This is a genomic window from Plantactinospora mayteni (assembly GCF_016862935.1).
GTDB lineage: Bacteria > Actinomycetota > Actinomycetes > Mycobacteriales > Micromonosporaceae > Plantactinospora > Plantactinospora mayteni.
On record NZ_BONX01000047.1, the window covers coordinates 1 to 23,064 of the forward strand.

A 23,064-nucleotide genomic window follows, 5' to 3' on the forward strand; every position below is an offset into this window, starting at 1 on the left:
CTCACAGGAACCTTAGAAGGGGATGTCGTCGTCGGAGAGCACGCCCGACCGGGTGCCGACCACCGCGAACGGGTCGGCGGCCTGGGTGATCGAGCGGAGCGTCCCGGTCGGTGCGGCGCCGGCCTCGGAGACCCGGGTCGCCCAGGCCGGGAACGGGAAGTCCAGGCAGAGCGGCACCGGGATGTCCGGCTGGTTGACGAACATCGTGCCCGGCTTGGCCAGCAGCGCCCGCTGCCGCTGCGCGGCGGGCAGGAAGCCGTACTCCGGGCGGGACGCCTCGGCCGGGTCGAGCCGGCCGACCACCCGGATCGCCGAGTTGGTGACGATCCGCCGCTCCACCTCGCTGGCGGTCTGCTGCGCCCCGATCAGGATCACCCCGAGCGAGCGCCCCCGCTCGGCGATGTCCAGCAGCACCTCCTTGATCGGCGAGGACCCCTCCCGGGGTGCGTACTTGTTCAGCTCGTCGAGTACGACGAAGAGCAGTGGCTTGGCGGTGCCGGCCTTCTCCTTGCGCTCGAACTCGGTCTTCAGGGTCACCCCGACCACGAACCGCTGGGCCCGGTCCGGCAGGTTGTGCAGGTCGACCACGGTCACCTGGGCGCTCTCGGCGGTGTTCACGCTGTGCGGCCGGCGGGTGGCGAGGTCGCCCCGGATGAGCCGGGCCAGGTCCTTCTTGCTGCCGATCAGCCGCCGGGCGAAGGCGTTGACGGTGCCCATGTTGACCGCGCTGCCGGCCCACTCCGACCGGGTCTCGTCGTCGGTGAGCTGCTCGACGATGTGGTCCACCAGGTCGGGGTAGGAGTTGATCCGTGTCCCGTCGACGCTGACGCCACCGTCGGCGGGCTGGGCGTACCGGGCCAGGTGGGCGGCGACCGAGTGCACCACCATGGTGTATTGCTGGCGCTCGTCGTCGGCGTCGGCGAAGACGTACGGCAGCAGCCGGTCGGCGCAGAACTCGGTAAGCGTCCAGTAGAAGCTGTCGACCCCGGTGAGCCGGCTGCTCACGTCGGGGGTGCCGGAGGAGTCGCCGGGCCGGGGCGGGGCGTAGACCCGGACGTCCGGGAACGCCCCGGCATCCAGCCCCAGCTTCGCGTACGTCTCGGTGGTGGCCGCGTCGAGCCGGCTGTTCGGGTGGTCGAGGAAAAGCAGGTCCTCGCCCTTGACGTTGAAGATCAGTGCCTTGGCGTTCACGGCGTCGCCGCCGAGCACTCCGGAGCGGAACACCGAGTAGAGCAGGAAGGTGGCGAAGCTGGTCTTGGTGGCCACCCCGGAGATGCCGGAGATCGATACGTGTGCCCCGCGCGAGCCGTCCAGGAAGTCGGCGTTGAGGAAGACCGGTACGCCGTCCCGGCCGATCCCCATCGGCACCCGGCGTTCCATCCGGTCGAAGTGCAGTGCCGCCGACCGGGCCTCGCCCTCGGCCCGGTAGACGACCGCGCCGGGGGAGGGTGGCACGTAGAACTCCGGGTCGACCCGGGTGGTGGTGATCTCGGCCGCCTCCTGCACCATCGCCGGCAGGGTGCCGTCGGCGATGGCGAAGACGTCGGAGTCGAACTGCGCCCCCTCGTGTCGGGCCCGGACCTGGGTGACCACCCCGGCGATGGTGACCGGCTCCCGGTCGGGCAGTTCGCGCCGGGTCACCACCACGTCGTCGAGCTGGAGGTAGCTGCCCGGGGTGACCGCCGTCCAGAACTGCAACGGGGTGGCGTCGGCGGTGCCCAGCACCCGGCCGACCGCCGCGCCCGGATCCTCCGGTGGGCTGTCGGTCACCGCGCCACTCCGGTCGGTATTGCCCCGGTCGGTGCCGTCCCGGTCATGGTGAGAATCTGGTCAAGACACACGAGTCGCATCCTGCCTCACTAGTACGACACCGTGCCACGCGGCGCGGCGGTGACACTCAGGGAAGCCGCCGGGTTCGTCCCGCAGTCGGTCGTACACGGCTGCTTTGCGGCACATTAACCAGATCTTGCCGGTCCGCTCCCGGTGCCCGGCTACCCTCTCGGGCCATGATGACCCTCAATCCGCCCCCGGTCAGGGGCAACACGCCGGCACCGGCGGGACGCGACACCCGGCGGAGCCGGCGTACTCCGGTCTTCGTGGCCGCCCTGCTGGTGGCCGCCGCCGTCGGCGCCGGAGCCGCCGCCACCGCCGAGCCCGCTCCGGCCGGTGCCGAGCCGGGCCGGGTGCACGTCTCGGAGAACTTCGACGGCAGCGCGCTGCCGGCCGGCTGGCGCGCGGTCGACGGCACCTGGCGGGTGCAGAACGGCCGGCTCTACGGCACCTCGGCCAGCTCCAGCCAGAACAACAAGATCACTTTTGGTACGTACCTGGCGCACTTCCGCTTCGAGGCGACCGTACGCTTCGAGTCCGTGACCGCGAGCACCCGCTGGGCCGCGCTCGGCCTCGACGTACCGGCGACCGGGGCGACCCCGTGGTGGATCGCCACCATGCGCAGCGGCAGCACCGCCGCCAACGGGCTGGAGTTCGCCGAACGCACCACCGGCGACGCCTGGAACGTGACGGAGACCGCCGCCGCGCCGACCGCCGCCGGTACCGGCCGGGACGTCCGGGTCGCCATCGAGGTGCACGGCAGCCAGGCCCGGTGGTCCTTCGACGGCCGGGAGATCCTCCGGACCAGCAGTCTGCGCCGCTCCGGTACGGCCGGCCAGGCGCTCTTCGTCAACGGCGCCACCGTCTCCTTCGACGATGTCCGGATCACCGAGCTGGCCCCGAGCGCCCTGCTCCGACCGCCGGGCAGCCCGGTCGCGGTGATCGCCCACCGGGGTGCTTCGGCGGCGGCCCCGGAGAACACCCTGGTCGCCCAGGAGATCGCCCGGCGCGGCGGCGCCGACTGGATCGAGAACGACGTGCAGCCGAGCAGCGACGGCGTGCCGTTCGTGCTGCACGACGCGACCGTGGACCGCACCACCGACGGCACCGGCGCGATCCGCTCGCTGACCAGCGCCCGGCTCAAGACGCTCGACGCGGGCTCCTGGTTCGCCCCGCACTACGCCGGCACCCGGATGCCGACCCTGGCCGAGCAGTTGGCGGACCTGCGTACCCGGGGTGGCCGGCTGGTCCTGGAGATCAAGGGCGCACACACCCGGGCCGAGGTCTCCCGGATCGTCGCGATCGTCCGCGAGCAGCAGATGACCGACCGGGTACTCGTGCAGAGCTTCGAGGTCGACGTGCTGCGGTACACCCGGGAACTCGCCCCGGAGCTGCCGCTCGGGCTGCTCCGCAGCACCCTGGACGCCGACCCGGTGGCGATCTCCACCGAACTCGGGCTGGCCACCTACAACCCCTCCTCGGCGGCCCTGCTCAGCCGGCCGGCGATCGTCGGCGACCTGCACCGGGCCGGGATCGCGCTGATGGTCTGGACGGTGGACACCCCGGCCGGCTGGCGGCAGCTCGACGACCTGGGCGTGGACGGGATCATCACCAACCGCCCGGCCGAACTCGTCGGCTGGAACGCCGCCCAGGGGTAGTGGTGCGCGGCGGTGCCCCGGGAGCCGGGGCACCGCCCTCGGGCGATTAGGCGCGGGCGTACCGGAGCAGCAGCTCGTCCCCGGCGGCGAGGACGTGCCGCAGCGACATCCCGTGCGGCGTGCTGGTCGGCCCGGCGGTGATCCGCCCGGCGCCCGGACCGGTCAGCATCGGCGCCACCGTCAGGCAGACCTCGTCGACCAGGCCGGCGGCGGTCAGCGAGCCGAACAGGTGCGGCCCGCCCTCGCTGAGCAGTTGGCCGTGCCCCCGGCGGTGCAGGTCGGCCAGGCCGGTGGCCAGGTCGACCTGCTCCTCGCCGCAGCGCAGCAGCTCGGCGACCTCGGCGAGCCCGGCCGGCGCCTCGGCCCGCGCGGAGGTGAGCACCACCGGCCGGACCGGGGCGTCCGCGAAAGCCGCCGACTCCGGGTCGAGGTTCAGCGCCCGGGAGACCACCACCAGGGTCGGGTACTCGGTCAGCCCGTGCTCCCGCCGCCAGGCCCGGCGCCGCTCGTCCAGCCGCAGCGCCCGGTACGCCTCGTTCCGCAGCGTGCCGGCGCCGACCAGCAGCGCGTCGCAGACCATCCGCAGCAGCCCGAAGACCCGCTTGTCCGGCGGGCTGGAGAGCCCGGCGGAGTGGCCGTCCAGCTCCACCGCCCCGTCGATGCTGGCGACGAAGTTCATCCGCAGGTGGGGCTGGTCGAGACGCGGATAGAGCGTGATCAGCGCCGACTCGTCCAGGGGTGCCGTCGCCGGGGCAGGCCACAGCCGGGTTATTCCGACATTACCGGTCATTCGCTGGCCGGACCGGTGACCGGAGGGACGGGTCCGGGGGTACGGTGCTGGCAGTCGCACCAGTTGCGGCCCCGGCAGTCGTCGTGCCTGTCGTCCCGGCAGGCTCGGCAGATCATGCCGGTAAGCCTATGCCGAGAGGGTGGGAGACGATGCGCCGTCAGATCTTCCAGCTCAAGGTGTCGCTCGCCGACGTCACACCGCCGGTCTGGCGGCGGGTGCAGGTGCCGGGCGGCTACACCCTGGACCGGGTGCACCGGGTGTTCCAGTCCGTACTGGGCTGGCAGAACTGCCACCTGCACTCGTTCGATATCGACGGGATGCAGTACGGCGTACCGGATCCCGAGGGGGAGTTGACGCTCCGCGACGAGTTGGACACCCGGCTGGACGCGGTGGCGACCAAGGGCGGTCGGTTCCTCTACACCTACGACTTCGGCGACTGGTGGGAACACGACGTGACCGTCGAGGACGTCTTCGGCGCCGATCCCGACGAGCGCTACCCGGTCTGTTCCGCCGGTGACGGAGCCTGCCCGCCGGAGGACGTCGGCGGCCCGTACGGCTACCGGCAGTTCCTCGCCGCGATGGCCGACCCGGCGCACCCGGAGCACGAGACGTTGCGTTCCTGGCTCGGCCGGTCCTTCGATCCGTCGACTTTCGACCCGGGCCGGGCGAGCACCCTGGCCCGCTGGCTGAGCTGACCCGGGTACGCCCCGGCCGCTGGCCACTGTGGAGTGGCGCCGTGTGCGGCGGGTACGGCGGTCGTACCCGCGCCTGCACCGGCGTCCGCATGCTGCCCGCCCGTCGGGCGGTGGCCCGGAGGTCGGCCCGGCCGTTACCTCGGGGATAACGCCCCGCTTTGCGGGTGAGTGACCCAGCGCCGACGGTAACGAAATGGGAACGCTCCCAGATGACCATTGACACCCTCGAAACGCGCCGGCAATCTCATGGGAGCGCTCCCGGCGGTTTGTGGCCGAGGCCACTCGACCGCTGACGCGGCGTCGAACCGAATCCCCATCGCGCGGCGTCGGGCCACCCGCCCGGCGCCGTCGGCGGGCGGACATACGCACCTCGGCGACACCGGAAATGCCAGAGGACACCAGCACCAGCAGCACCGTCGACACACGAATCTCCGCCACCACCACAACACGAGTTACCCACCTGAGAGGGGTCAGGGATGAGCGTCATCAGGCGCCGGCTCCGCACCGTCGCGGTCGCCGCGCTCGCCGCGGGCGTGGCTCTCGGCAGCACGGCGTGCAGTAAGAGCGACAACGAGGGATCCAGCGGCGAAGGGGGAGAGGTCAAGCTGGTCCTACAGACCTTCTCGAACTTCGGTTACGACCAGGCGATCAAGGACTTCGAGGCCGCCAACCCCACCATCAAGGTCGAGCACCAGAAGATGGGCGAGCTGCGGGACTTCCAGCCGAAGCTGGTGCAGTGGCTCGCCGCGGGCAGCGGTGCCGGCGACGTGGTCGGGCTCGAAGAGGGCGTGCTGCTGGGGTACGTGCAGAACCACGACAAGTTCGCCAACCTGCTGGAACTCGGGGCGACCGAGCTGAAGTCCAGCTTCCCCGAGTGGAAGTGGAACAACGCCCTGACCCCGGACGGCCAGAAGCTGATCGGGCTCGGCACCGACGTCGGCGGCCTGGCCATGTGCTACCGCAAGGACCTCTTCCAGCAGGCCGGCCTGCCGACCGACCGTGAAGAGGTGTCGAAGCGGATCAGCACCTGGCAGGACTACATCGCGCTGGGCAAGGAGTTCAAGGCCAGCGGTAAGGCCAAGGCCGCCTGGCTGGACAGCGCGACCAGCCTGATGCAGCCGTACGTGATGCAGAACTCCGAGACGTTCTTCTTCGACAAGGAGAACAAGTTCATCGGCGAGACCAACCCGGTCGTCAAGCAGACCTGGGACATGGGCCTCCAGATGGCCACCGACGGGCTGACCGCCAAGGCACAGCGCTGGAGCGCCGACTGGGACGCCGCCTTCAAGAACTCGGCGTTCGCCACCCTCCCCTGCCCGGCGTGGATGACCGAGGGCGTCATCGCCCCCAAGTCCGGCCCGGGGAACTCCGGCAAGTGGGACATCGCCAAGATCCCCGGCGGTGGCGGCAACTGGGGTGGCTCCTACCTGGCGGTGCCGGCCCAGACCAAGCACCCGAAGGAGGCGTACCTGCTGGCCAAGTACCTGACCAGCAAGGAGGGCCACCTGGCGGCGTTCAAGGAGGCCGGTGCGATGCCGTCCGACATCGCCGGCATCGAGGACCCGGCGTTCAAGGACAAGAAGAGCGACTACTTCAGCGGCGCACCCACCGGCCAGATCTTCGGCGAGAGCGTCAAGAACATGAAGCCGGTCTTCCTCGGCGCCAAGCACCAGCAGATCTGGGAGACGGTGGTCGAGCCGCAGATGCAGGCGGCCGAGCGCGGCCAGCTCAGTTCGGACGCCGCCTGGAAGAAGGCGATGGCCGAGGCCAAGAAGCTGACCAGCTAGGTCGACCGGTGACCTGCCGCGCCCCCGGGTGAGGAGTGCCCGTGGGCCGGCGGCGGTGCCCACACCCGCAGCACAGGGTGTGGGCACCGCCGCGAGGTCACCGGCCGGTCCACCTCCCCGGAAGGACCCCGCAATGAGCTCTGCTGTCGGCGCGGCACCAGTACGGCACGCTGCCACGCCACCCACCCCGGAACAGCCGCACCGCCGGCGGTCGTACCGCCTCGGGCGCTGGGACATCAAGTACTCGCCGTACCTCTACGTCGCCCCGTTCTTCCTGCTCTTCGGGGTCTTCGGCCTCTTCCCGGTCCTCTACACGGTCTACGTCTCGCTCTTCGAGTACGACCTGCTCAGCGGCAGCAAGGAGTTCGTCGGGCTGGAGAACTACCGGGTCCTGCTGGACGACTCCCAGTTCTGGAACGCCGCGTACAACACCTTCGGCATGTTCGTGCTCAGCACCGTGCCGCAGCTCGTGGTGGCGCTGATGATCGCCAACCTGCTGAACCGGCAGATGCGGGCCCGTACCCTGTTCCGGATGGGGATCCTGATCCCCAACATCACCTCGGTGGCCGCGGTCGGCATCATCTTCGCGTTGATCTTCGCCGACCGGTACGGCCTGGTGAACTGGCTGCTCGGCACCGTCGGCGTCGACCCGATCGCCTGGCGGGACAACCGGTACGCCTCGTGGTTCGCGGTCGCCTTCATGGTCGACTGGCGGTGGACCGGCTACAACGCGCTGATCTACCTCGGTGCGATGCAGGCCATCCCCCGGGACCTCTACGAGTCGGCGTCCCTGGACGGCGCCTCCACCTGGCGGCAGTTCTGGAAGATCACGGTCCCGCTGATCCGGCCGACCATCCTCTTCACGATCATCATCTCCACCATCGGCGGTCTACAGATCTTCACCGAGCCCCTGATGTACGGCTACGGGCTGATCCGCGGCGGCGCATCGAACGAGTTCCAGACGCTGGCGATGTACATCTACGAGCGGACCTTCACCGGCAACTTCGAGTACGGGTCCGGCGCCGCGATGTCCTGGCTGCTCTTCCTGATGATCGTCATCTTCGCGCTGATCAACTTCGCGATGGTCCGCCGCTCGGTCAAGGGGGAGCAGAAGTGACCACCACGCAGACCCTGCCCCGTACCGTGACTCCCACGCCACCGCCGTCCCGCCGACGCCGCCGGGCAGCACCCGGGGCCCGGCTCTGGCAGGCCAGCCCGCTGACCTACCTCGCGCTGGTGATCGGCTCGGTGCTCTCGGTCTTCCCGATCGTCTGGTCGTTCATCATCGCCTCCCGGGACAACAGCGCGGTCTACGAGATGCCGCCGACCCCGGGCGGCAAGCTGTTCGAGAACATCGACCGGATGCTGGCCAACGAGGACGCCGCGTTCCTCTACGGCCTGGTCAACTCGGCCGTGGTCTCCTCCGTGGTGACCATCTCGGTGATCTTCTTCTCCACCCTGGCCGGCTTCGCCTTCGCGAAGCTCAAGTTCCGGGGCAGCAACGCGCTGCTGCTGGTGATCATCCTGACCATGATGGTCCCGACCCAGCTCGGCATCATCCCGCTCTACCTGATGATGGTGGAGCTGGGCTGGACCGGCACCCTCCAGGCGGTCATCGTGCCGTTCCTGGTCCAGGGCTTCGGGGTCTTCATGATGCGCCAGTACGCGATGTCGGCGATCAGCGACGAGCTGATCGAGGCGGCCCGGCTCGACGGCTGCTCCACCTGGCGGGTCTACTGGAACGTGGTGCTGCCGGCGCTGCGCCCGGCGGCGGCCGTACTCGGGCTGCTGACGTTCATGCAGACCTGGAACGAGTTCCTCTGGCCGTTCGTCGTGCTCACTCCCGACACGCCGACCGTGCAGTACTCGTTGAAGATCCTTTCGTCCGGCCTGTACCAGACGGATTATGTAGCTCTGTTCGCCGGTACCGCGCTGGCGACCCTGCCGCTGCTGATCGTGTTCATCATCTTCGGCCGCCAGATCATCGGCGGCATCATGGAAGGCGCCGTCAAGTCGTGAGCAACTCCGCGAGCCCACAGTCCACGCAACTGCTCGAGGAGGGTGAGGGCGCAACCTTTCCCCCCGGCTTCGTCTGGGGCGCGGCCACCGCGGCGTACCAGATCGAGGGTGCGGTGCACGAGGGCGGTCGAAGCGCGTCGATCTGGGACACCTTCAGCCACACCCCGGGCCGGGTCCTGCACGGGCACACCGGGGACGTCGCCTGCGACCACTACCACCGGTACCCGGACGACGTGAAGCTGATGGCCGAGCTGGGGCTGAAGGCGTACCGGCTGTCGGTGGCCTGGCCCCGGATCCAGCCGGACGGGCACGGCCCGGGCAACCAGGCCGGGCTGGACTTCTACCGGCGGCTGACCGACGAGCTGCTGGAGCACGGCATCGAGCCGTGGATCACGCTCTACCACTGGGACCTGCCGCAGGCGATCGAGGACGCCGGCGGGTGGCCCAACCGGGACACCGCCGCCCGGTTCGCCGAGTACGCCGAGCTGACCGTCGCGGCCCTCGGCGACCGGGTCCGGCACTGGATCACCCTCAACGAGCCGTGGTGCTCGGCCTTCCTCGGCTACGGCTCCGGGGTGCACGCGCCGGGGCGTACCAATCCGGGCGAGGCGGTCCGGGCGGCGCACCACCTGATGCTCGGGCACGGCCTGGCCACCCGGGCCATCCAGGCGGCCCGGCCGGACGCCGAGGTCGGGGTGACCCTCAACCTGTACGCGGTCTCCCCGCAGACCTCCTCGGCCGGCGACGCCGACGCGGCCCGCCGGATCGACGGGCTGGCCAACCGGATCTTCCTGGACCCGGTGCTGCGCGGCAGCTACCCGGCCGACGTGGTCGCCGACCTGGCCCCGGTGACCGACTTCGGCCACGTCCAGGACGGTGACCTGGAGATCGTCTCCACCCCGATGTCGTTCCTCGGCATCAACTACTACAGCCGGCACGTGGTCGCGGCCCCGGTCGAGGGGGTCGAGCCGGAGCCGTACTGGCGGGCCCAGTCGAGCTGGCCCGGCAGCGAGCAGGTCCGGTTCGTCACCCGGGGTGTGCCGGTGACCGACATGAACTGGGAGATCGACGCCCCCGGGCTGGTCGAGACCCTGGAGCGGGTGCACCGGGAATATCCGGACCTGCCGCTCTACATCACCGAGAACGGCTCCGCCTTCGTCGACGAGGTGGTGGACGGCCGGGTCGACGACGCCGACCGGCTCGGCTACTTCGACGCGCACCTGCGGGCCTGCCACTCGGCGATCGCCTCCGGGGTACCGCTGAGGGGCTATTTCGCCTGGTCACTGCTTGACAACTACGAGTGGGCGTGGGGCTACACCAAGCGCTTCGGCATGGTCTACGTCGACTACGACAGCCAGCGCCGGATCCCCAAGTCCAGCGCCAGGTGGTATGCCGACGTGATCCGACGTAACGGTCTGGCCGCACAATGAACCTTCTTCGACCTCCGCTGGCGGTCGTCGTGCCCCCGGGTGAAGGTCGGGGCGCCGGCGAGGCGCTGTCCAGGTCGAAGAGGGTTCAATAGGCGTGGTCAGCCAGTATTGGGGGTGCCCGGCACCGGCCCGCACGGGGTCGGTGCCGGACATCCGACGTCGGAGGGACAGACGATGACAACCCAGCGCACCCGCTCGCTCGGGCGGCCCACCCTGGACGCGGTCGCCGCCCGCGCCGGAGTGGGGCGGGGCACCGTGTCCCGCGTCGTCAACGGTTCACCCCAGGTGAGCCCCGAGGCCCGGGCGGCGGTGCAGCGGGCCATCGCCGAGCTGGGCTACGTGCCGAACCGGGCGGCCCGGGCCCTGGTCACCCAGCGGACCGACTCGGTGGCCCTGGTGGTCTCCGAGTCGGAGGAGCGGGTCTTCGGCGAGCCGTTCTTCGCCGGCATCGTGCGCGGGATCAGTTCCGCGCTGCTGGAGACCCCGATGCAGCTCTGGCTGGCGATGGCACAGTCGCCGGCCGAGCGGGAACGGGTCGAGCACCATCTGACCAACCAGCACGTGGACGGCGTACTCCTGCTCTCGCTGCACGACGCGGACCCGCTGCCCACCCTGCTGGAGCAGCGCGGGCTGCCGACCGTGCTCGGCGGACGGCCGGCCCGGATGCTCGGCGACCCGTCCGGGGCGTACTTCGTCGACGTGGACAACGCCGGAGGCGCCCGGCAGGCGGTCGAACACCTGGTCGGGCAGGGCCGCAAGCGGGTGGCGACCATCGCCGGCCCGCAGGACATGGGCGTCGGCGTGGCCCGGCTGGCCGGCTACCAGCAGGCGGTACGGGACAGCGGCGGGCAGGTCAGCGACACCATGATCGCGTACGGCGACTTCAGCGAGACCAGTGGCGCGGCGGCGATGCGCCGGCTGTTGGACGGTTGCCCCGATCTCGACGCGGTCTTCGTCGCCTCCGACCTGATGGCCTGCGGCGCGTTGCGGGCGCTGCGCGAGGCCGGCCGGCGGGTGCCCGAGGACGTGGCCGTGGTGGGCTTCGAGGACGCCCCGATCGCCCGGCAGACCGAGCCGCCGCTGACCACCGTCTTCCAGCCGATGGAGGAGATGGGGCGGCAGATGGCCCGGCTGCTCGTCTCGCGGATCCGGCGGGAGGAGCGCGAGGTGCCGTACGTGCTGCTCGACACCCACCTGGTGCACCGCACCTCCGCCTGACGGCCGGTCGACCCGGCCGGGCTGCGGGCCCGGCCGCACCTTGGGCCGGCCCGGGAGCGCAAACACCGGAAGCGGATGCCTCAGTCGCCCGTCCAGCGGCGCAGTTCGCGGCGGGCCAGCGCGGCCCGGTGCACCTCGTCCGGGCCGTCCGCCAGCCGGAGCGTACGAGCACCGGCCCAGAGCGCGGCCAGCGGCGTGTCCTGGCTGACCCCGGCCCCGCCGTGCGCCTGGATCGCCTTGTCGAGCACCCACTCGGCCATCGCCGGAGTCACGATCTTGATCGCCTGGATCTCGGCGTGCGCGCCCTTGTTGCCGACCGTGTCCATCAGCCAGGCGGTCTTCAGCACCAGCAGCCGGGCCTGCTCGATCCGCACCCGGGACTCGGCGATCCACTCCTGCACCACACCCTGCTCGGCCAGCGGCCGGCCGAACGCGACCCGCCCGGCCGCCCGCCGGCAGAGCAGTTCGAGGGCGCGTTCGGCCATCCCGACCAGGCGCATGCAGTGGTGGATCCGGCCCGGACCGAGCCGCGCCTGTGCGATGGCGAAGCCGTCACCGGGCTTGCCGATCAGATGGTCCGCCGGCACCCGTACGCCGTCGAAGCTCACCTCGGCGTGCCCGCCGTGCGCGCCGTCGGAGTAGCCGAAGACGGTCAGGCCGCGCCGCACCGTCACGCCCGGGGTGTCCCGGGGCACCAGCACCATGCTCTGCTGCCGGTGCCGGGGCGCCCCCGGATCGGTCTTGCCCATCACCACGAAGATCCCGCAGCGCGGGTCCATCGCCCCGGTCGACCACCACTTCCGCCCGGTGACCACGTACTCGTCGCCGTCGCGTTCGATCCTCGTGGCGATGTTGGTGGCGTCCGAGGAGGCCACCTCCGGCTCGGTCATGCAGAACGCCGAGCGCAGCTCACCGTCGAGCAGCGGGCGCAGCCAGCGCTCCCGCTGTGCCGGGCTGCCGAAGTCGGCCAGCAGCTCCATGTTGCCGGTGTCCGGGGCGGCGCAGTTGAGCGCCTCCGGGGCCAGGTGCGGGCTGCGGCCGGTCAGCTCGGCGAGCGGGGCGTACTGGAGGTTGGTGAGGCCGGGGCCGTACTCGGGATGGGGCAGGAAGAGGTTCCACAGGCCCCGGCGCCGGGCCTCGGCCTTGAGCTCCGCCATGATTGGCGGCCGGCTCCACGGTCCCGCCGCGGTCGCCGGATCGGCCGCGGCGGCGACCTGCTCGGCGTGGACCGGCTCGGCGGGCAGGATCCGGTCGGTCAGGAAGTCGTGCAGCGCCTCGTGCAACTCGGCGGTGCGCGCGTCGAACCCGAAGTCCATCGATGCTCCTCGGCAGTTCAGCTCGGGGTGGTTTCCGGTGTGCCTTTCCCTCGGTCAGGACGGGTGTCCAGCTCGTCTCACGGTCCGTGCTACGGGCGCCGGCGCGGCGGTCTCGGGGTGGGGTCTGGCGGTTGCGACGGCCTGACCCGGGCCACCACCGCGCGCGCGGGCGCCGGGGTCAGCTCCGGCGGGACGCGGCCAGGCCGTACCCGACCAGCGGCTCGACGAGCGCGCCGATCCGGTCGAACCCCTCGCCGACGGTCTGCCCCAGGGTGTGCCGGTAGTGGATGCCCTCGCAGATGACGGCGAGCTTGAAGCAGCCCAGCGCCACGTGCCAGTCCAGCGGGCCGACGTCGACGTCGCTGCCGGCCGCGTACCGGTCGATCAGCTCGGCGCCGGGTGGGAAGCCAGCGCGCGGGCCGAGCCCGTCGGCGACCGGGTTGCCGTCGGCCGCGTCGGAGTCGCCGAGCACCTCCCAGTACGTCAGCAGCAGGCCGAGGTCGGCGAGCGGGTCGCCGAGGGTGGCCATCTCCCAGTCGAGTACCGCCCGGATCGTCACCGTGGCGCTCTCCGCCGTGCCGTCCCGGGGCGGCCGGCAGTCGGCGATCAGGTTGTCGAGCCGGTAGTCGCCGTGCACGATCCGCCCCGTGCCGGAGCCGTCCGGTGCGGTCGCGGCCAGCCGTCGGCGCAGCTCGTCGATGCCGGGCAGCGGCCGGCTGCGGGACCGGTCGAGCTGCCCGCCCCAGCGGCGTACCTGCCGGGCCAGGAAGCCCTCCGGCCGGCCGAAGTCGGCCAGCCCGACGGCGGCCGGGTCGACGGTGTGCAGCGCCGCCAGCACGTCCATCATGACCAGCGCGAGCGCCCGGCGCTGGGCCGGCGTCAGCGGGTCGGTCTGGCTCCGGCTCCGGTAGACCACCCCGGGCACCCGTTCCATCAGGTAGAACGGCGCACCGAGCACCTCCGCGTCGGCGCAGTGCAGCAGGGCGGCCGGCACCGGCACCCCGGTCGGGGCGAGTGCCGAGATCACCCGGAACTCCCGGGCCATGTCGTGCGCGGTGGCCAGCACGTGCCCGAGCGGCGGCCGGCGGAGTATGAACTCGTGGTCGCCGGCCCGGACCAGGTAGGTGAGGTTGGACCGGCCGCCGGGGATGAGTTCCGCCCGGAGCGGGCCGGTCAGCAGGTCGGGGCGGTGCGCCGCGAGATGCCCGGCCAGCCGGTCGAGGTCGAGCCCGGACGGTGACCCGGCGGGTGGCTCCGGCCGGACGGCGGTGGCCGGCGGATCGGTCATCGACACAGTTGATGGCATCCGGGCCGTCCAGTCAAGCCGGGGCGAGGGCTACGCCCCGGCGCCGCTGCTCGGCTCCGCTGCCGCCGGGCTCCGGCGGGGCGACACCCTATGTCTTCCAGGTGAACACGGGTTGTTGCTGCCGGGACATGCCGCTGCAACAGGGGCGAAATGGTCATAGGGCAGCCTGGTTGACAGCTCGCCGGCGGAACACGCGCCGGTCCGCCGACGGAGGGGACGGACATGTTGCTGAGGGTTCGGGTGACCCTGCCGGATCGACCCGGAACGCTCGGTCAGGTCGCTCGTACGCTGGGCGTCGCCGGTGCCGACATCGTCCAGGTGGTGGTGCTGGAGCGGCTCGGCGGTCGGGCCGTGGACGACTTCACCGTGGTCTGGCCGGGTGCGTCCCGGGTCGACCGGCTCTGCGCCGGGCTCGGCGCCATCCCCGGGGTACGGGTCAACGGCATGTGGCGGGCGATCGGCGCGCCGAACGGCGGGGGACAGGACGCCGAACTGCTCGCCCAGATCGCCGCGAACCCGGCCGACGGGCTGGCCACCCTCGTCGACGCGGTACCCGGCCTGCTGGCCGCCGACTGGGCCGCGGCGGCCGTCGTACCGGCGGACTGGGCGGCGCGTACCGGGATGGGCGCGGGTACGGTCCGGGGCAGCGGCGCGCCCGCGGTGGCGTACGCGAGCTGGCGGGCACCGAGCCCGCTCCACCTGCCCGAGGTGACCCCGCTGCGGGCCCGCTCGCTGAACGGGCCGGCGGGCACCCACTACGCGGTCGCCCCGTTCGGCCGGGCGGGGCTGGTGCTGATGCTGGCCCGGGTGGACGGCGACGGCCTGGCGGCGGCCGGTTTCCACGTCACCGAGGTCGACCGGATCGCCCAACTGGTGCGGGCCGCCGCGACGATCCTCGGCGACCGGCTCGACCTGGTCAGCGCGCCACCGGAGCCGGCCGGGACGGCGGTGCCCGACGAGCCGGCGGCGGCCGGATCGGCGCCGGCGCTGCCGATGCCGCCGGTGGCGGTACCGGCGACGACCGGGTCGGCGGCGACGCTGACCGGGCCGGTGGTGCCGGCGAAGCCCGGTCCGACCGGTGGACCGGGGATGACCGCGGCGATGGCCTCCGGCTCCGCCGTGGCACCGATACTCCCGGCCGCGCTCGCCCCGCCGAGCGGGCGGCTGCCGGCGATCATGACCCGTCACGGCTGAGCAACCGGCGGGTAACAGCAGGCGGGCAGGCTGGAACCGGGAAGGAGATGCGATGACACTGTGGCGGATCAGGGCGACGGTGGCCGACCGGCCGGGATTCCTCTCCGTACTCACCGCGAGCCTGGCGTTGCGCGGGGTGAACATCCTCACCGTCCAGGTGCACACCACCGAGGCGGGGGCGGTCGACGACTTCCTGGTGGACGCGCCGGCCGAGTTGACCGCGGACGACCTGGTCGCGGCGGTGGAGCGCGGGCGCGGGCGGAACTGCTGGGTGGCCCGCAGCGAGGCGCAGGGGTTGGCCGACCAGCCGACCCGGGCGCTCGGCCTGGCCAGCCGGCTGGTACGTGATCCGGACGCGCTCGGCGAGGCGCTGCTCAGCCTGCTCAGCGCGGACTCGGTCACCTGGCGACCGGTGGTGTCCGGCCCGGCGGGTTCGGGACACGGCGCCGAGACGATGCGGCTGCCCGACCCGTACGGCGGCTCCTTCGAGGTGCTCCGGACGGCCCCGAGCTTCACCCCGGCCGAGTACGCCCGGGCCCAGGCGCTGGTGGACCTGGCCGGTGCGGTGGCCCGGCAGGCCGCCGACCGGGTGACCCTGGTATTGCCGGACGGCGCCGAACTGGCCGTCCGTACCGCCGTCCCCGACGACCTGCCGGCGGTGCTGGCGATGCACGGCCGCTGCTCGGCGCGGAGCCTGCACCGGCGCTTTCCGGCGCGCGGCGCGGCCTCGCCGGACCGGCTGCGCCGGCTGCTCTCCCCGGCGCACGGGGTGACCCTGCTGGCGTCGACCGGTGGCGTGGACGGCGAGCCCGAGCGGGTGGTGGCGATGGCGAACCTGGCCGCCGAGGGGGTGCTCGCCGAACTCGCCCTGCTGGTCGAGGACGGCTGGCAGCGCCGTGGCCTCGGCGCTGCCCTGCTGCGCCGCCTGGTCGGGTACGCCACCCGGGCCGGCTACGCCGCGCTGCTCGCGCACACCGGGGCCGACAACGTGGGGATGCTGCGCATCCTGGACCGGCTCTACCGGCCGGGCGCGATCGACCGGGACGGCAACCTGCTGACCGTCACGGTGCCGCTGCACGACCGGCGGGCCGCAGTGCTTCCCGCCGCCGAGACTCCCGCCGGCGCCGAGGCGTAGCGGCGCGGCACAGACCCGGCGGTCCGGTCCTGGTTCGGGACCGGGCCCCGGAACCGCCTGACTGGGGCGAGATGGAAGGGGTCCCTCCGGTAGGACGGCCGGAGGGGCCCCTTCCCCGCGCGGGAGCCGTAGCCAGGCTTCTCAGGTGCTCGGGTAGCTGTTGTAGTCCGGGAAGTTGCCGTACAACCGCTGGGCGGAGGCGTTGACGGTGACCGCCTGCACCAGCAGGTCGCCGCCGACGAAGGCGCCCTTCCAGGAGGCGCCCCGGCCGCCGAACGGCTCGTCCCGGTCGCCCCGGGACCGGGGCTTGTTGATGCCCACCTTGAACGCCTGGAGGTCGACCGCGAGCTTTGCCGCCTCGTCCTCGTCGTCGCAGGCGAGGCTGGCCACCAGGGCACCGTTGCTGGCGTTCATCGCGGCCAGCAACTCGTCGGAGGTGTCCACCACCACGATCGTGTCGACCGGGCCGAACGGCTCGGCGTGCATCAGCCGGGACCGGCCGGGCGGGGCCAGCAGCACCGACGGGGCCACGTACGCCGAGGTGTCCTGGCCGGCCAGGAACGGCGCCCCGGCCAGCCGCCCCCGGTAGAGCGGCACCGCCCCGCCCCGGACCGCCTCGTCCACCTTGCGGCGCAGCTCGTCGGCCTTGGCGGCGCTGATCAGCGGGCCGAAGTCGAGTTCGGGCAGTGGGTCGCCCTCGGTCCAGCTCTCGTCGACCGCCAGCGGGTGGCCGAACCGGACCGAGCGGACCACCGGCAGGTACATGTCGAGGAACTGGTCGACCAGGTCCCGCTGCACCACGAAGCGCGGGTACGCCGTGCAGCGCTGCTTGCCGTACTCGAAGCCCTTCTTCAGGTGCTTGGCGAGGCTGTCCCAATCCGAGAAGTTCCAGATGCCCCAGGCGTTCAGCCCCTCCTGCTCGATCATGTGCCGCTTGTCGGTGTCGAGCAGCGCGGCGGCCACCTTGCCGCCGTTGGACCGGCCGCCGACGAAGGCGACCGCGCCGATCTCGGGGGCCCGGACCAGCACCTCGGAGAGTTCCTCGCCACCGCCGCTGAGCAGGGTGGCGGGCAGCCCGGCCCGGCGCATCAGCGCGTGCGCCACGGTGAGGCAGACCGCCCCGCCCTGGGACGGGGTCTTGGCGATCACCGCGTTGCCGGCGAGCAACTGCACCAGTTCGGCGTGCACCAGCACGCTCATCGGGTAGTTCCAGCTCGCGATGTTGCTGACCGGGCCGGCCAGCGGCTCCCGGCCGTCGGCCAGCATCCGGTCGATCTCCTCGACGTACCACCGCACGCCGTCCAGGGCCCGGTCCACGTCCGCGCAGGCCAGCCGCCACGGCTTGCCGATCTCCCAGACCAGCAGCAGGGCCAGCAGGTCCCGGTGCACGGTCAGCTCGTCGAGCGCCTCGACCACCCGGGCCTTCCGGTCGGCCAGCGGAGTCTCGGCCCAGTCGCGGTGCTCGGCCGAGGCGTACCCGACGGCGGCCCGGGCCGACTCCGCGTCCAGCCGGGCCAGGTTGACGAGTACGGCGTTGTCCACCGGGGTACGCACCGGGCTGGGCGTACCGACCGACTGCCAGGCACCTTCGACCAGGTTGCGTAGCGTGACGGTGTCGTCGGGGCGGCCGGGGTCGAGGTCGAACGCTTCGGGGGTGGTGCGTACCGCCCGGGCCAGGGTCTCGGGCCAGGCGGTGCCGTCGGCAAGGCGCAGTGCCATCGCTGTCTCCTCAGAGTTGTCGGCCGGTTGAGTCGTCGGGTGTGGAGGGCTCGGAAGGCCGGGTACGAGCAGCGTGCGGCAGCGTCGATGGCACCGCTGATCTGGGCGTTTGTCTCCCCGATCTGGGCGTACTGTCTCCCGGGCCGCTCGACGGCGGCAACCGTACGCTCGTATCCCAGGACGCGAGTTCCGCCAGTTGGCCCCGACTTTCGGTCAACTGAGCCGCTGCTCAGCGCCCTGAGCTGGGAAAATGGCACGATGCGATCGAGAGTTCTGGATGATGTGAGGATGGTCAAGCTAGAGGAAAGCCTTTTCCTCGGGCCATCCCGGCGATCGTCCCTAGTCGCCTCGGCCGGAGGTGTCGCCGGTTTGGGTCCTTCACAAACCGGCAATGGCGCGGTTACATTGTTGGCTATCCATGGGAGCGCTCCCGGGCTCCGGTGGACCGAGATCCAACCCTCGCCCCGGCACCACCGCAGCAGAGTCTTCCCAGGCCCCAGCACCCGCGTCGTGCACCGCGCAGGGAGAGGGGCGGATGCGCCCACATCCGCCCCTCGTGTCCTCCGCTACGCGTCGCCGCGCGCGGCTCCACGGACAGGAGCAATTCTAGTGCGCGACCGCATCGCCCCGGCCCGGCCGAACGGGCAACGTCCCCGCCCCGGCCCCCGGCCCAAGCCAGGTACCCGGCAACGCCTGAACGGTCGGCAGCGACCGGACGGCCGGCAGCGGCCTGACCGGGGCCAGCGGCCGGGTCGCTGGTATCTCCGGGCGGTGGCCGCCGGCGCTGCGGCCCTGAGTACCGCCGCCGCGCTGGTGCTGACCGGCCTCGCCCCGGCGACCGCCGGTCCGCCCCCGGCGGCCGGAGCCGCGCTGGCCGCCGCGCCGGCCTTCAACTACGCGGAGGCGCTCCAGAAGTCGCTCTACTTCTACGAGGCGCAGCAGTCCGGCCCGCTGCCCGACTGGAACCGGGTCTCCTGGCGCGGCGACTCGGCGCTGACCGACGGCTCCGACGTCCGGCTGGACCTCACCGGCGGCTGGTACGACGCCGGTGACCACGTCAAGTTCGGCTTCCCGATGGCGTTCAGCACCACCATGCTGGCCTGGGGCGCGGTCGAGTACCGCAGCGGCTACCAGGCCGCCGGCCAACTCCCGCACCTGCTCAACAACCTGCGCTTCGTCAACGACTACTTCATCCGGGCGCACCCGTCCGCGAACGTGCTCTACGGGCAGGTGGGCAAGGGCGACGACGACCACAAGTGGTGGGGGCCGGCCGAGGTGCTGCCGATGGCGCGGCCTGCGTACAAGATCGACGCGAGCTGTGGCGGCTCGGACCTGGCCGGCGAGACGGCGGCGGCGATGGCGGCCTCCTCGATGGTGTTCCGGCCCACCGACCCGGCCTACGCGGACCGGCTGGTCACGCACGCCCGCCAGCTCTACACCTTCGCCGACACCGTGCGCCGGGCCTACCACGAGTGCATCACCGACGCGACGAGCTTCTACCGGTCCTGGAGCGGCTACCAGGACGAGCTGGTCTGGGGCGCCATCTGGCTCTACCGGGCCACCGGGGACGCCAGCTACCTGACCAGGGCGGAGACCGAGTACGACCGGCTCGGCACCGAGCCGCAGCAGAGCAACCGGCTCTACAAGTGGACGGTGGCCTGGGACAACAAGCAGTTCGGCGCGTACGTGCTGCTGGCCAACCTGACCGGGAAGCAGAAGTACGTCGACGACGCCAACCGCTGGCTCGACTACTGGACCGTCGGAGTCAACGGGGAGAAGATCCGTACGTCGCCGGGCGGGATGGCCGTGCTGGACACCTGGGGCGCGCTGCGGTACGCCGCCAACACCGCGTTCGCGGCGCTGGTCTACAGCGACCGGACCACCGACGCGACCCGGAAGACCCGCTACCACGACTTCGCGGTCCGGCAGATCGACTACGCCCTCGGCGCCAACCCGCGCAACTCCAGTTACCTGATCGGATTCGGCGCCAACCCGCCGAAGAACCCGCACCACCGCACCGCACACGGCTCCTGGTGGGACAGCATGCAGGTGCCGGAGGCGACCCGGCACACCCTCTACGGCGCGCTGGTCGGCGGGCCGTCCGCGCCGAACGACGCGTACACGGACAGCCGGAGCGACTACGTGATGAACGAGGTCGCCACCGACTACAACGCCGGGCTCACCTCCGCGCTGGCCCGGATCGTCTCCGAGTACGGCGGCACGCCGCTGCCGAACTTCCCGCCGACCGAGACGCCGGACATCGCCGAGGTCACCGTGGAGACCACGGTGATGCAGGCCGAGCCGAGGGCGACCGGGATCAAGGCGATCGTCTACAACAAGTCCGCGTTCCCGGCCCGGGCGCTGACCGACTCCTCGTTCCGGTACTACTTCCGGCCCGAGGGGAGCAGCGCGATCCAGGTGACCAGCGGCTACACCCAGGGCTGCCCGGCGCCGACCACCGCCCGGCAACTCTCCGGGGACATCTGGTACGTCGAGGTCGACTGCTCCGGCTACACCATCGCGCCGGCCGGTCAGTCGGCGCACCGGATGGAGGTGCAGTTCAAGATCGGCGTACCCGAGGGTGGCACGTGGGATCCGAGCAACGACCCGTCGTACCAGGCCGCCGCCGGGCCGAACCCGAAGGTGGCGCTCTATGCCGGCGGCTCGCTGATCTGGGGCGCCGAACCGGCACCGTCGGCTCCGGACAGCACCGCGCCGAGCGCCCCGGGCACCCCGACCGCGACCGCGGTGACCGCCACCGGAGTCACTCTCGGCTGGACCGCCGCCACCGACAACGTCGGGGTCACCGGCTACGACGTCTACCGGGAGAACGGCGCCACCGACGTGCTGCTCGGCTCGGCGGCCACGCCGACGTTCGCGGTGACCGGGCTGGCGGCCGAGACGACATACCAGTTCTACGTGGTGGCCAGGGACGCCGCCGGCAACCGCTCCACGGCGTCCGCGCCGGTCTCGGTGACCACCCGTCCGGCCGGGACCGGCGACACCACCCCACCGGGTACGCCCGGCACCCCGACCGCCTCGGCGGTGACCTCGACCGGAGCCACGTTGAGCTGGACCGCGTCGACCGACAACGTGGGCGTCACCGGTTACCGGGTCTACCGGGAGGCCGGTGCGACCGACGCCCTGCTCGGCTCGCCGATCACGCCCACGTTCGCGGTCACCGGGCTGACGGTCGGCACCACGTACCAGTTCTACGTGGTCGCGGTGGACGCGGCCGGGAACGTTTCGGCGGCGTCGGCACCGGTCTCGGTGACCACCTCGAGCGGCCCGGCCAGCGGCTGCCGGATCGGCTGGACCAGCAACGACTGGGGCACCGGGTTCAGCGGTACCGTCACGATCACCAACACCGGGACGAGCACGGTGAACGGCTGGACGCTGGCCTTCGCCTTCACCGCCGGCCAGCGGATCACCCAGGCATGGTCGGCCACCGTGACCCAGTCCGGTACGGCCGTGACCGCCACCAACCTCTCCTACAACGGCACCCTCGCCCCGGGCGCCTCGACCAGCTTCGGATTCAACGGCACACACACCGGCAGCAACCCCCGGCCGACGTCGTTCACGCTCAACGGCGCGGCCTGCGCGACCGGCTGATCCGTCCCTCGGCCGGTCCCCGCCGGGGCCGTCGGGCGGTACCAGCAGGCTGCCCGACGGCCCCGGTCCGGTGGATCGGGGCCGTCCGTGCGGTCGTTCCCGGGCTTCCCGTGCGGCGGCTCCCGGGGCTATCCGTTCAGGCAAGCAGCTCCGCGCCCTCCTCGGCGACACCGTCGACGTGGCTCCCGGGCTATCGGTGTAGCGGCTCCCGGGCCTTGGCGGTCGCCTCGTCGAGCCAGTCGAGATACCAGCGGGCGAAGCCGATCCGCTCGCCGTGCGGGCCGGTCAGCGGCGAGAATCCGCCGTCGTCGGCGCTGTCGTCCGCCCACATCGTGCCGCGCTCCGGGCCACTGACCACCAGCATCTGCCGCAACGCGCAGCCGAGATGGCACAGGTAGACGGTGCCGACGGTGAGCTTCGGGTCGTACGCCACCCGGTCGTGCAACTCCCAGTAGGCGTCCTCGGCCGCGTCGAACTCCTCGACCGTGGTGAAGTCCTCCTCCTCCGGCGGCTCCGGCAGGTCGTCCGCCGGGTTGAACGCGCCACTGTGCGGAAACGGCTCGGCGAGGGTGCCCAACTCGGTGAGGTCGGCGCCGCCGTCCTCCCAGCGCCAGCGGCCGTCCACCCGGCGCAACGGGAACAGGCCGTAGAACGGGCCGGCGCCGCCCCGGCTCACCTCCAGCAGGAAGCCGCGGTAGTCCGCCGGCAGTCGTACGCCGAGTTGCTGCTCCAACTCCGCCAGCTCGGTCGGCACCAGCGGTGGTTCGAGCAGCCATTCGTGGCCGTTCGCGCCGAAGACCTTGCCGTCGGGCGTACGGGACAGCGCGGCCACCCGGTCCCGTACCCCGGACCAGTCGATGTTCGTCACGGGCCGGACCCTATCGGCACGGTCCGACGGATCCGGACCCCGTCCGTGGCGCTCCGGACTCCGCGCGTCGTGGCCCGGACCTCGCCCGTCGCGCCCCGGACCCGGTCAGAGCCCGCGCTCGGCGGCCAGCCGTTCCACCGCCTCCTTCGCCTCCCGCAGCCCTTCGCCGGTGATCTCCCGGTACGCCTTGATGGCCGCGAGCTTCTGGCCCTGTTCGAGGTGCGCCACCACCGTGGGCAGCGCCGCCTCGGGCAGGGCGAGACCGAGATGCTCCAGGACCAGGTCGAGTTTGGCCTCGACCCGGCGGAGTCGGGCGGCGGTCTCCCGGTGGCGACGCGCGGGCGACGACAACTCCGCCATCACCAGCACGAGCAGGGGGAGAGCGAAGACGAGAACCAGCCAGAATTCCATGGCACGGTATTCAAGCAGGTGACGCCGGAGGTGTCTCCGACGCGGATGACTCCTGCGCGTCGAGGGTCCGTCCCGG

Annotated in this window: 16 protein-coding genes and 1 pseudogene; 10 read left to right on the forward strand and 7 right to left on the reverse strand. The window is 72.0% G+C overall.

The genetic code is table 11. The features are described from left to right. Positions 1-12: 12 nt before the first annotated feature. Complete coding sequence (locus tag Pma05_RS31165; RefSeq protein ID WP_203861079.1) at positions 13-1,770, reverse strand: ATP-binding protein; 1,758 nt, start codon at positions 1,768-1,770, stop codon at positions 13-15. Positions 1,771-2,006: 236 nt separating this feature from the next. Between Pma05_RS31165 and Pma05_RS31170 the strand changes: the two genes are divergently transcribed. Beyond that, positions 2,007-3,488, forward strand: coding sequence for a glycerophosphodiester phosphodiesterase (locus Pma05_RS31170; protein WP_239313450.1), 1,482 nt, complete (start codon positions 2,007-2,009; stop codon positions 3,486-3,488). Positions 3,489-3,534: 46 nt separating this feature from the next. Here the strand turns inward: Pma05_RS31170 and Pma05_RS31175 are convergent, their stop codons facing one another. Beyond that, positions 3,535-4,278, reverse strand: a complete 744-nt coding sequence (locus Pma05_RS31175) for a pyrimidine reductase family protein (RefSeq protein ID WP_203861080.1) — start codon at positions 4,276-4,278, stop codon at positions 3,535-3,537. Positions 4,279-4,427: 149 nt separating this feature from the next. Here Pma05_RS31175 and Pma05_RS31180 point away from each other — a divergent pair, with 149 nt between their 5' ends. The 6 genes from Pma05_RS31180 to Pma05_RS31205 all read left to right on the forward strand — a co-directional run bounded on the left by Pma05_RS31180 (position 4,428) and on the right by Pma05_RS31205 (position 11,427). Then, positions 4,428-4,973, forward strand: coding sequence for a plasmid pRiA4b ORF-3 family protein (locus Pma05_RS31180; RefSeq protein WP_203861081.1), 546 nt, complete (start codon positions 4,428-4,430; stop codon positions 4,971-4,973). A gap of 476 nt (positions 4,974-5,449) precedes the next feature. Continuing rightward, a complete protein-coding gene (locus Pma05_RS31185) occupies positions 5,450-6,760 on the forward strand; it encodes an extracellular solute-binding protein (RefSeq protein ID WP_203861082.1) in 1,311 nt (436 codons plus the stop codon). Positions 6,761-6,893: 133 nt separating this feature from the next. After that, positions 6,894-7,877, forward strand: a complete 984-nt coding sequence (locus Pma05_RS31190) for a carbohydrate ABC transporter permease (protein WP_203861083.1) — start codon at positions 6,894-6,896, stop codon at positions 7,875-7,877. Positions 7,878-7,903: 26 nt separating this feature from the next. Further along, the gene (locus Pma05_RS31195; RefSeq protein WP_203861124.1) at positions 7,904-8,779 is read left to right on the forward strand and encodes a carbohydrate ABC transporter permease; all 876 of its coding nucleotides are present in this window, start codon (positions 7,904-7,906) and stop codon (positions 8,777-8,779) included. Next, entirely contained in the window at positions 8,776-10,209 is a 1,434-nt protein-coding gene (locus tag Pma05_RS31200) for a GH1 family beta-glucosidase (RefSeq protein WP_203861084.1), read from the forward strand. Before Pma05_RS31195 ends, Pma05_RS31200 begins: the two co-directional genes overlap by 4 nt. A gap of 174 nt (positions 10,210-10,383) precedes the next feature. Then, positions 10,384-11,427 carry a LacI family DNA-binding transcriptional regulator gene (locus Pma05_RS31205; RefSeq protein WP_203861085.1) on the forward strand — a complete coding sequence of 348 codons (1,044 nt, stop codon included), beginning with the start codon at positions 10,384-10,386 and terminating at the stop codon, positions 11,425-11,427. An 80-nt stretch (positions 11,428-11,507) separates the two neighbouring features. On the opposite strand, the gene Pma05_RS31210 is transcribed toward Pma05_RS31205, so the two are convergent. Both Pma05_RS31210 and Pma05_RS31215 read right to left on the reverse strand, forming a co-directional pair. Further along, complete coding sequence (locus tag Pma05_RS31210) at positions 11,508-12,743, reverse strand: acyl-CoA dehydrogenase family protein (RefSeq protein ID WP_203861086.1); 1,236 nt, start codon at positions 12,741-12,743, stop codon at positions 11,508-11,510. Between the two features lie 178 nt (positions 12,744-12,921). Continuing rightward, positions 12,922-14,031, reverse strand: a complete 1,110-nt coding sequence (locus Pma05_RS31215; protein WP_203861087.1) for a phosphotransferase family protein — start codon at positions 14,029-14,031, stop codon at positions 12,922-12,924. A gap of 240 nt (positions 14,032-14,271) precedes the next feature. On the opposite strand from Pma05_RS31215, the pseudogene Pma05_RS31220 reads away from it, so the two are divergent. Both Pma05_RS31220 and Pma05_RS31225 read left to right on the forward strand, forming a co-directional pair. Continuing rightward, positions 14,272-14,979: pseudogene (locus tag Pma05_RS31220) on the forward strand (ACT domain-containing protein); the annotation flags it as partial. Positions 14,980-15,295: 316 nt separating this feature from the next. Next, a complete protein-coding gene (locus Pma05_RS31225) occupies positions 15,296-16,378 on the forward strand; it encodes a GNAT family N-acetyltransferase (RefSeq protein ID WP_203861088.1) in 1,083 nt (360 codons plus the stop codon). Between the two features lie 141 nt (positions 16,379-16,519). Here the strand turns inward: Pma05_RS31225 and Pma05_RS31230 are convergent, their stop codons facing one another. Continuing rightward, positions 16,520-18,097: an aldehyde dehydrogenase family protein gene (locus Pma05_RS31230; RefSeq protein ID WP_203861089.1), complete on the reverse strand. Its 1,578-nt coding sequence runs from the start codon at positions 18,095-18,097 to the stop codon at positions 16,520-16,522. A gap of 771 nt (positions 18,098-18,868) precedes the next feature. On the opposite strand from Pma05_RS31230, the gene Pma05_RS31235 reads away from it, so the two are divergent. Beyond that, a complete protein-coding gene (locus Pma05_RS31235) occupies positions 18,869-21,709 on the forward strand; it encodes a glycoside hydrolase family 9 protein (RefSeq protein ID WP_372441586.1) in 2,841 nt (946 codons plus the stop codon). Positions 21,710-21,899: 190 nt separating this feature from the next. Here the strand turns inward: Pma05_RS31235 and Pma05_RS31240 are convergent, their stop codons facing one another. Continuing rightward, entirely contained in the window at positions 21,900-22,577 is a 678-nt protein-coding gene (locus tag Pma05_RS31240) for an SMI1/KNR4 family protein (protein WP_203861091.1), read from the reverse strand. 105 nt (positions 22,578-22,682) lie between these two features. After that, a complete protein-coding gene (locus Pma05_RS31245; RefSeq protein WP_203861092.1) occupies positions 22,683-22,988 on the reverse strand; it encodes a ribosomal protein L7/L12 in 306 nt (101 codons plus the stop codon). Between the last annotated feature and the right edge of the window lie 76 nt (positions 22,989-23,064).

What these genes read in the sequence shown, in the direction of transcription:
- Pma05_RS31190 (WP_203861083.1), top strand. Translation starts at nt 6,894, where the DNA reads ATGAGCTCTGCTGTCGGCGCGGCACCAGTACGGCACGCTGCCACGCCA.
- Pma05_RS31170 (WP_239313450.1), top strand. Translation starts at nt 2,007, where the DNA reads ATGATGACCCTCAATCCGCCCCCGGTCAGGGGCAACACGCCGGCACCG.
- Pma05_RS31175 (WP_203861080.1), bottom strand. Translation starts at nt 4,278, where the DNA reads ATGACCGGTAATGTCGGAATAACCCGGCTGTGGCCTGCCCCGGCGACG.
- Pma05_RS31205 (WP_203861085.1), top strand. Translation starts at nt 10,384, where the DNA reads ATGACAACCCAGCGCACCCGCTCGCTCGGGCGGCCCACCCTGGACGCG.
- Pma05_RS31215 (WP_203861087.1), bottom strand. Translation starts at nt 14,031, where the DNA reads ATGACCGATCCGCCGGCCACCGCCGTCCGGCCGGAGCCACCCGCCGGG.
- Pma05_RS31225 (WP_203861088.1), top strand. Translation starts at nt 15,296, where the DNA reads ATGACACTGTGGCGGATCAGGGCGACGGTGGCCGACCGGCCGGGATTC.
- Pma05_RS31180 (WP_203861081.1), top strand. Translation starts at nt 4,428, where the DNA reads ATGCGCCGTCAGATCTTCCAGCTCAAGGTGTCGCTCGCCGACGTCACA.
- Pma05_RS31185 (WP_203861082.1), top strand. Translation starts at nt 5,450, where the DNA reads ATGAGCGTCATCAGGCGCCGGCTCCGCACCGTCGCGGTCGCCGCGCTC.
- Pma05_RS31230 (WP_203861089.1), bottom strand. Translation starts at nt 18,097, where the DNA reads ATGGCACTGCGCCTTGCCGACGGCACCGCCTGGCCCGAGACCCTGGCC.
- Pma05_RS31245 (WP_203861092.1), bottom strand. Translation starts at nt 22,988, where the DNA reads ATGGAATTCTGGCTGGTTCTCGTCTTCGCTCTCCCCCTGCTCGTGCTG.
- Pma05_RS31210 (WP_203861086.1), bottom strand. Translation starts at nt 12,743, where the DNA reads ATGGACTTCGGGTTCGACGCGCGCACCGCCGAGTTGCACGAGGCGCTG.